This is a genomic window from Pseudomonas sp. FG86, assembly GCF_057808775.1.
Genome location: NZ_JBMDIS010000144.1, coordinates 1 through 8,767 on the forward strand (window position 1 = coordinate 1; position 8,767 = coordinate 8,767).

The 8,767-nt window shown below is 55.2% G+C and carries 7 protein-coding genes and 1 pseudogene; 4 read left to right on the forward strand and 4 right to left on the reverse strand.

Annotated features, from left to right (window positions below; all coding sequences use genetic code 11):
- Positions 1 to 2: 2 nt before the first annotated feature.
- From ACODSV_RS35100 to ACODSV_RS35110, 3 genes and pseudogenes are all read left to right on the forward strand, one after another.
- A complete protein-coding gene (locus tag ACODSV_RS35100; RefSeq protein WP_223817806.1) occupies positions 3 to 2,159 on the forward strand; it encodes an LTA synthase family protein in 2,157 nt (718 codons plus the stop codon).
- Positions 2,160 to 2,267: 108 nt separating this feature from the next.
- Positions 2,268 to 2,435 (forward strand): annotated as a pseudogene (locus ACODSV_RS35105) (YqaA family protein); the annotation flags it as partial.
- Complete coding sequence (locus ACODSV_RS35110) at positions 2,432 to 3,067, forward strand: TraX family protein (protein ID WP_150054014.1); 636 nt, start codon at positions 2,432 to 2,434, stop codon at positions 3,065 to 3,067. The pseudogene ACODSV_RS35105 and the gene ACODSV_RS35110, both read left to right, overlap by 4 nt.
- Positions 3,068 to 3,389: 322 nt before the next feature.
- Here the strand turns inward: ACODSV_RS35110 and ACODSV_RS35115 are convergent, their stop codons facing one another.
- Genes ACODSV_RS35115 through ACODSV_RS35125 form a run of 3 tightly spaced genes read right to left on the reverse strand, consistent with a single transcriptional unit; the run spans position 3,390 to position 6,467 of the window.
- Positions 3,390 to 4,703: a three-Cys-motif partner protein TcmP gene (locus ACODSV_RS35115; protein ID WP_017246426.1), complete on the reverse strand. Its 1,314-nt coding sequence runs from the start codon at positions 4,701 to 4,703 to the stop codon at positions 3,390 to 3,392.
- A 19-nt stretch (positions 4,704 to 4,722) separates the two neighbouring features.
- On the reverse strand, positions 4,723 to 5,466 hold the full coding sequence (locus ACODSV_RS35120; protein WP_011077900.1) for a phage Gp37/Gp68 family protein: 744 nt from the start codon (positions 5,464 to 5,466) through the stop codon (positions 4,723 to 4,725).
- A 29-nt stretch (positions 5,467 to 5,495) separates the two neighbouring features.
- Complete coding sequence (locus tag ACODSV_RS35125; protein WP_034138165.1) at positions 5,496 to 6,467, reverse strand: site-specific integrase; 972 nt, start codon at positions 6,465 to 6,467, stop codon at positions 5,496 to 5,498.
- A gap of 180 nt (positions 6,468 to 6,647) precedes the next feature.
- Between ACODSV_RS35125 and ACODSV_RS35130 the strand changes: the two genes are divergently transcribed.
- Positions 6,648 to 7,649 (forward strand): DNA-binding protein, encoded by a 1,002-nt coding sequence (locus ACODSV_RS35130; RefSeq protein ID WP_034138166.1) that lies wholly within the window; start codon positions 6,648 to 6,650, stop codon positions 7,647 to 7,649.
- Positions 7,650 to 7,686: 37 nt separating this feature from the next.
- Here ACODSV_RS35130 and ACODSV_RS35135 read toward each other — a convergent pair whose 3' ends face one another.
- Entirely contained in the window at positions 7,687 to 8,148 is a 462-nt protein-coding gene (locus ACODSV_RS35135; protein ID WP_169880574.1) for an antitoxin Xre/MbcA/ParS toxin-binding domain-containing protein, read from the reverse strand.
- Positions 8,149 to 8,767: the final 619 nt, after the last annotated feature.

Consider the following 8,767-nt stretch of genomic DNA (forward strand, 5'->3'; position numbering starts at 1 on the left):
TCATGCTCCAGCTTCAAATCAATAACCGTGTTGCACTCAGCTTCTGCAACCGCCCCTCAAATGCGAAAGAAAAACTTGGCCTAAGCGAACACCTGGCCTTCCTTTTTGGCAGTGCAGCACTATTAGTAACTTTGCTGACTCTGTTACGCGTGGCCCTATTACTTTTCAACCGAGAGCTGATTGGATCTACCGCGTGGACCAGCCTGGCGGAAGCGTTTTTTAATGGCCTGCGTTTTGACTTGCGCTTAGTGGTCTATATCTGTGCACCACTGACCCTGGCATTTGCATATCGCCCGGCAATGGTCCGCCGGACATGGCAACGCATTTGGCTAGGAACTTGCGCAGCGGTAGCTATCCTGCTCGGCATGATTGAACTGAATTTCTATCGAGAGTTTCATCAGCGTCTCAACGCATTGGTCTTTCAATATTTGCAGGAAGACCCGGCAACTGTGCTGAGCATGCTCTGGTATGGCTTTCCAGTGCTGCGCCTACTGGGTGCCTGGCTGGCGTTGAGTGCTCTATTTTTCGTACTGCTGGGTTGGCTGGATAAACGTACTCGTGGCCAGGGCCGCTCAACCGTCGAGTCGCGCCGAACAATGAATAACCTCGGTCATGGTATGACGCTGCTGCTTTGCCTGGCTATATCGGTTGTTGTGGCGCGCGGTACTTTGCGGCAAGGGCCGCCACTACGCTGGGGGGATGCATTCACCACAGACTCAATGTTTGCCAACCACTTAGGCCTCAATGGCACCTTGAGCCTTTATGCCGCAGCCAAGAACCACTACTCAGGTGATCGCGCCGACAAGATTTGGAAGAGCCGCATGCTCGCAGATCAAGCGACGACCCTGACACGCGATCTCTTATTTACCGAACACGAGCGCCTAGCAGACCAGAACACAGCGGCGATCCGCCGCGATTTTCAGCCCCCACAAAATACGCGCCTGCCGATCCGCAATGTCGTAGTGATTCTGATGGAGAGTTTTGCTGGGCACTTTGTTGGCGCGCTCGGCAGCGAAGCTGGCATCACACCGAACTTCGATCAGTTGGCTCAAGAAGGTGTGCTGTTTCGCCGCTTCTTCGCTAATGGCACCCATACCCATCAAGGCATGTTTGCCAGCATGGCCTGCTTCCCAAACTTACCCGGTTTCGAGTACTTGATGCAGACTCCGGAAGGAGGCCACCAATTCTCCGGTCTGGCTCAGTTGCTTAGCACTCGCGACTTCGACGATCTGTATGTCTACAACGGCGATTTTGCCTGGGATAACCAACGTGGCTTTTTCAGTAACCAGGGCATGACAAGGTTTATCGGTCGTAATGATTTTGTTGACCCCGTGGTATCAGACCCGACATGGGGAGTGGCTGACCAGGATATGTTTGATCGCGCTGCAGAAGAACTGCTCAAGCAAGACCCAAAGAAACCCTTCTATGCACTCCTCCAAACGCTTTCAAACCATACGCCATACGCGCTGCCAGGTGTGTTGCCTATTGAGCCCGTCACAGGACAAGGTTCGCTTGACCAGCACCTGACAGCTATGCGTTATTCTGACTGGGCTCTTGGACGATTTTTTGAAAAGGCTCGTAAAGCGCCTTATTTCAAAGACACCCTATTCGTGGTCGTGGGTGACCATGGCTTTGGTGCGCAAGAGCAGTTAACCGAGATGGATTTGTACCGATTCCATGTACCCATGCTGTTGATCGCGCCGGGCGTCCAAGATGCCTTTGGTAAGACCCAGGATGTCGTCGGCAGTCAGGTTGATATCGTCCCAACCATCATGGGCCGGCTTGGAGAGCCTGTGCGCCACCAGTGCTGGGGGCGCGACTTGTTGAGCTTGCCAGATGGCGACAGTGGCTTTGCCATTGTGAAACCCTCGGGCAGTGACCAGACAGTAGCCATGATCAGTGGCGAACGCATGCTGGTATTGCCTAAGGACATGCCCCCACGCAGCTATCAATACACTTTGGGCCCGCATCCGCAAGGTGCGCTGACGCCTGCTACAGAGCTGGATGACCGTTTGGGTAAGCAACTACAGGCCTACCTGCAGACCGCAACCAATAGCCTACTCAGTAATACGACAGGCGTTGAGGATAGTATTTCGAATAAACCTGAGACACCTATAAGCACTCTGTCCGTGGTAGAAAAGAATGCGCAGGAAAATTGAATCTGAATTGTAAGCAGTCGGGTTCTATCCCGTTAACGCGGACACTTTCGGATGGCGGAGTGAATTCACCAGTGCAGACTACCAGCGCTTTCTGAACCGCAACACGCTGGTCGCTGGTCGCTTCTGGTGAGCTGGGCGCCAATCATAGGCGATCCTTTGACTGTCATCGCCGGCACGCTGCGCGAGCCATTCTGGAGCTTTCTGATGATCGTTCTGGTGGCCAAGGCAGGGCGTTATCTGGCACTGGCCGCGTTAACGCTTAGGCTGCTGGGATGACGCGCGACGCCGGGCTCGGTTTGGTCAAGTGGCTGGCCATGCTCAGCATGCTAATCGACCACTTGCGGTATCTGTGGCCAGACGCCTATGGCCTGTTCGTCATCGGGCGCCTGGCGTTTCCGCTGTTCTGCCTGGGTATTGCCGCCAACGTGGCCAGAACCCGATCTGGCGAGTTGTTCAGCGAGTGTAATGCACGCTATCTCGGCTGGCTGCTGGCCTTCTCCCTGCTCTCCGAGTTGCCTTACCGTCTGCTCTCGCCGGAGAGCGCGACGCTCAACGTGATGCCGATCTTGTCGCTCGGCCTGCTGCTGGCCTGGGGCATTCATCATGCCGATCGCAACAGTCTGTTCCTGGCTGCCACTGCGCTGGTCGTCGCCCTGTTGCTGCATCGACAGCTGATGTATGGGGTGATCGGCGTGACGTTGCCTGCCGCCTGTGTTCTCGGGCTAAAGGGCGTACGCTGGTGGTTATTGCCTGCAGCCCTGGCTATGTTCGCCATAGCTGGAGCAGCCGTACTGCTGGGGGTGGCCCTGTTGCGTCAACCCATGTCCTGCACAGTCTGGCCCGTTGGCCGCTGGGGTTACTGGTTCTATCTAGGGCATTTAGCCGCGATTTACCTCATGAAACTCTAGGCATTGAGCAGCACGAAACCAGTCCGCTGTTGATCTTTCTCTGCCTGTCGTCAGTACAACAGGCGCTGGTTCCGATCCCATTTGCAGATCGAACCGCTATCGGAACGAATTTTCGTCAGAGAGGGGTCTACAATTCGTGCCAAAAATCAGATTCTATAATCGCTCTATAATCGCTCTATAATCGCTCTATAATCGCTCTATAATCGCTCTATATTCACTTTATAATCGTCTATAAAGTGCATTCTAGAGCGATCCGGCAGCCTACAGGGACCGGCAGAACCATAAATCGTGATCTGCTTTCGCGCGGACTCGTTGAGTGCAATCAGCTTTCGGGCTTGGCCTTCTTAACAGGCGGCAGAAAAAACATTGGCCTTTGTGGAGGGGCAATCAGTGTGTCAGTGGACTTGATGCTTGTGCCTTTGCGACGCTTCGTTTTTCCATCTTTGTCGACCGCAAGCACATCACCTGTAGCGATCGCCATATCCAGGGCCTGCTTTACACGTAGCTCGTCCGCCATTGTGTAATTCGTCAGCCCGGTCATTAGTCCGCGGAACGGCTGCCGCTCACGGTCATAAATTTGCCTGGGGAGGAGCTCTGATAGCTCGCCACGGATACGGTCGTCCGTAGCATCGTCAAAGTGGTGTTCATCCAACAGAAGATCAGGCTGCCCAGTTACGGCGATATCGCGATTGGCGTCGTAACCGAAAAAACTGGACGGTGACAGCATATGGGAAAAATTATTGCCGTACTTCCAGTGGATCTTCTTCATCACATCATTAGCACGGTAGTTGTTTGCCAGATGGATAAACCAATAGGCCATCGGGTTGTTGCCGGCTGGGCGGATGAAAAAAACCGTCATGTACTCCGCGCCACTTTCTTGCTTGATGCCCTCTGACAGAAAGCGCTGGATGATGTATTGCCAGTTTCGAGGCTGATGAGCCTTCAAATCCTTCAGCGTGCTCCATGGCACATGGTGATCTAGGCCAATATTGGAAATGGCTTTGCGATTGGCTTGTCGGTCAGCAAGGTACGTCACCAGGAAGTCGACGTTGAAAGTGAGCAGAACCTCGGCACTGCTCAGGTTCTGGAAGATCCATTTGATTCTGGGGAAAGGAACGTCGCCGTATCCGTACTGATCCAGCAGGAAGAGCACACGCTCACCTTTACCGAACTGTTTCAGCTTTTGCGCGATGATTGGCAGGGCCTGAGTGAATTCGGCGGTATGCAGGTGTACATCTTGACCCACTCGAGGAGCATGACCTCGAGTGGCCAGCACAGAATGCAGGCAAGCAATGTTCTCAGGCTTCACATCCACGAAGTGGTGCTGCGAGCGTATGGTGCGGGGCTTGATGCGATCCTGGTTATTACGCACCTCTGATTCTTGAATGGCTTCCAGTGCGATCACTGGAGAACCGAAATGGGTGCCGCCAGCACCGTCATGGTAAATGCCGCCACCGCTGAAGCCATCAACGATGGACAGGCCCAGCTCCGGCATCAGTTGGTTCCGCATCAGTACATCGATGTAGGCCTGGATGTACTCATCAATAATCTGGTGTTTGATCTTGCTGTGCGGATCAATGGTCGGGAATGTCTGAGTTAACCAGTCCCAACGATACTTCTCGTCATCCTTGGCCATCGCTATTCCTTATTTTGTGTCAGGCGAGGTTGAGCAGCGGAATTTCATCCCAGGTCTGGCCGTTCAACAGCCGCCCGTTGGCCTTTTTCGAGCGTTTTACACCATCGGCACCCCAGCCACCCCATTGCTTGAAGAAAAAGGCTGAGCCGAAGGCATCGCACTGCTTATGGATACTGTCGACCCACTCTTGCTTCATTGGTCGAGCCTTGGGGCCAGACTCACCACCAACAATCACCCAATGGATATCGGTCAAGTCCAACTCGCCCAAGTCCTCCAGTAGTGGCTCAACAGAGAGGAAACGAATCGTGGCGTCTATACGGCGCAGGCAGTCGATCCTGGGCACTCCATATTCGCGATCCTCGACCGACACACCCAGCCACGCATTCGCAGGCGGAGTCCGAGTACTGAAATATGTGGCCAAGCGTTCGGCGCGCTTGGTGAGTATCTGAAATGTGTGCTGAGACGCCTTCCGAATTACCTCGAAAACCTGATCGATGTAATCGTCTGGTACGTGTTCGTGGAACAGGTCGGACATCGAGTTTACGAAGTAGATGGTCGGCTTCTTACGCTGTAGTGGTTCTTGAAGCTTCTCCGGTCGCAGGCTCAGACGAAATCCATTTTCATAGCCGGATGTGCCCATAGCCTGTAGCCGGTGCGCCATGTTCTCGGCATAGCAATGCTTGCAGCCTGGAGATACCTTGGTGCAGCCCACCACCGGGTTCCAGGTCATTTCCGTCCATTCGATGCTGGTCTGCGTACTCATTGCACCTTTACTCCTGTCGTGCGTCGATGTTAGTGAGAAGCTGCCAGCAGAGTCAAAGTGCCAGCATTCAGTTCAAGGGCGGGCTTTGCCGCCAGGCCGCCAAAGGAGATGGCGGGATCGATATAGCGCATGGCTGACTTGATGTCCTTCCAACCCACGTAGGTCATCAGTGCCTTGAGATCCCAACCATTGGCCGTGGCCCAAGTGGCGAAGCCGCGGCGCAGCGAATGGCTGGTATAGAGCTCGGCCGGGATACCTGCGCGTTGCAATATCTGGCGTAGCAAGCTGATCAGGCTACCGGGGTGCAGCGCTCTGTCGTTCAGGTGCCCCCAGCGATCCAGGCGGCGGAACACGGCCCCTCGTGCTATGCCGGCGACACTGATCCAGTCGAGATAAGCCTGTACCGGGCAGAGGCGTTTCAGGGCTGGAGCGTAATGGGTCGTGCCAAGGTTCTCCCGATCACCCTTGCTCTGCGGCAAGAACAAAGCCATACCGGCGCCGACCTCGACTTGGACATGCTCAACCTGCAGGCGGCAGAGCTCGTCGCTGCGGAATCCCCGCCAGAAGCCGATCAGCAATAACGCCATGTCGCGCCGGCTTCGCAGCAGGCTTGCCAAATCGCCCGACTGCTGAGCGCGTTCGGCCTCTTGACTCAGCCACTGAACCGCCTTTTCTAAGTGCTGCAACTGCAGTGGGGCTGCCTGCTTAGCCTGCGCCGGATGCAGGGTGCGGATGCCCTTGAGTACCTGGCGCACCGTAGGTGTTTTGGTCGGATCAGGAAAACCCTGGCTGATGTGCCACTGGGCCAGGGCGGCCAGACGATGTTTCATCGTACTGAGGCTCAAGGTGTCGGCGTAGTCCACCAGGTAGCGCACGATGCTGTCGCCGGTCGCCGGCAGGAAGCCGCCCCAGGTCACCTCGAAGTGTTCGACGGCCGACTGGTAGCTGCGGCGGGTGTTTTCCCGCGTGCCGGCTTGCAGATAGCGCTCGACGTTCTTCATCGCCTGGGTTTGCCCTTTGTGTACTGGGAAACGACCGCGAAGCAGTCATTTTTGCCCATCTAATTGAATAAGCCTCGGTTATTTTATCTTAATTTACATCTCAAATCCCGCTTTACTTCAGAACAAATTAGTATGTAAATACGTGGTATGTAATATAATACGAAATCGTAGGAGCAGACCATGGCCCGCGGCGGCATCAATAAGGCGCTGGTTCGGAAAGCCCGCCAGGCCATCCTGGCGCGAGGAGAGAACCCCAGCATCGATGCGATACGGGTCGAACTGGGAAACACTGGCTCGAAAACCACCATTCATCGCTACCTGAAAGAACTCGAAGACGCTGACTCCGATCAGAGCGCTGTCGTACTGCCGCTCAGCGAGCAGTTGGCCAACCTGGTAGGCCAGTTGGCGGATCAGCTCAGGGAGGAAGCGAAGGCCGAGGTGGCGCACGAGCGCGAGCAACTGGCTCGGGAACGACTTGATTACCAGAATCAGGTTCAGCAGGCAGAAAGCCGTATCCAGCAGTTAGAAGGTCAGTGTATTGAGCTCACGGAGCAGCTCCAGACTGCCCAGCAAGCGCTACAGCAGGAACGACAGATGCGCCAGCAGGCTGAGGTTGGGAATGCCCGCCTACAGCAAGCCAACCAAGACCAAGAAACGCGCCTGCGGGATCGCGACGAGCAGATCCTCTCGTTGGAAGATAAGCATCAACATGCTCGTGATGCCCTGGAGCATTATCGCCAGGCCAGCAAGGAACAGCGTGAGCAGGAGCAGCGTCGGCACGAGTCGCAGATGCAGCAACTGCAAGTGGAACTACGGCAATTGCAGCAGACCCTGATCGTCAAACAGGACGAGTTGACCCAACTGAACCGCGACAATGCGCGCCTGCTCACAGAGGCGCGGCAGCTGCAAAAAGAGCTGTATGCGCAGCAACAGCTACTGGCGCAGAAGATCCAGGCCTTGGAAACCGCTCAGCGCACGTTAACCGGAGCTGAACGCGCGAATGAGGCCCTGGAACGGCGCTGCAGCACATTGCAGGAGGAGGTGTCTCGGTTGGGCGAGACCTCCGCGACCCAGACGCAGCAAGCGCAGATCCTGCAGGAGCGCTTGGCCGAAGCCATCACGCACCTGAAACTGCTCGGGCATACGCCGCTCACTACCAGCGGTAATGAAACAGGTACATGACCCAGCGTTTCTAGCGCGAAGCCGCCATCGGCAGGGATCAAACTGGCAGTCCATATTCAATCGCACGAATAGCTTGCCGCACAGCGCGCTTACCAAATTCGGTTACCAGCAGCTCGACCGGCGCCTCATTGGACAGCACCACATTCGGCGTCGTTAGCCAGCGGAGCGTACCTCCTAGATCCCCCTCGTGCAGCTCCAATAGAGCATCGAGGGTCTCAATAAGACGACAGAACACCTCACCAGCCTGTATAGACATTACGGCACTGCCGTGGGACACAGTGATCCACTCCGCGATCTGCGCTGGCGATCGCTCCAGCTCGCTTGCCAAATCAGAAACCAACGAAGCCGGCAGTCCCGCCAGCACAGCGACGTGCAGATAGTAGTGGCCTTTCGGCAAACCCAGTTTTTCGTGGAGCATGCCCATATCCGCCTCCAGAATAATTGGCCTTTTGATAATGCCATCTAGGCCGCGAGTGTTCGCATGATGGTCTTGAGCCATTCACACCGCTGCTTCGAGACAAACCAAATGAGCACCCTAGCTGAAGGGGCTCAGCAGGGCGAGGCTGCATTAGCCGTGGCGCTTTTACCGGTGCTATCCTTGACGTCTGCCCAAGAGCTTCCTCTCCCGGGTATAGATACCGGTGATGAAACTTGGTTTGAGGCGGTCTCGTTGAGGCCGCCTTTGTCGCTTTTGGGAGAGGCCTCAGTGCTAAGCAGCCCGCAGCTTTGTGTACGCGTCGAAGCGTAAAGCCTCGGCCAAAGCTGTTCGCAGGCCCTCTAACTCGGCATTTTCTCCAATTTTATGGACTCGCGCTGGCCACAGACTGGGGGAATTATCTGCAATTATCTCGGCATAGATAATTGATCAATATCTAGCCGCCACAGGCAAGTTGCGCATCGTTTTTAACGTTCTTCCGCGAGTGCAACCAAGCGGGTGAATCATCCTTTTTTCTGGATGGCTGAAGCGGCCTTTACTTGAGCAGCGCCTCTCAAATTTACTCCTTTAAATACAGCAAGTTACAGAACGAATGTCCTAATTTTTGCCTTATCTCGGCATGACCCCGTGAAGGTCAGGCATTCTTTGACGAACTCGATGCGCACACCGCGCCTGGTCAGCT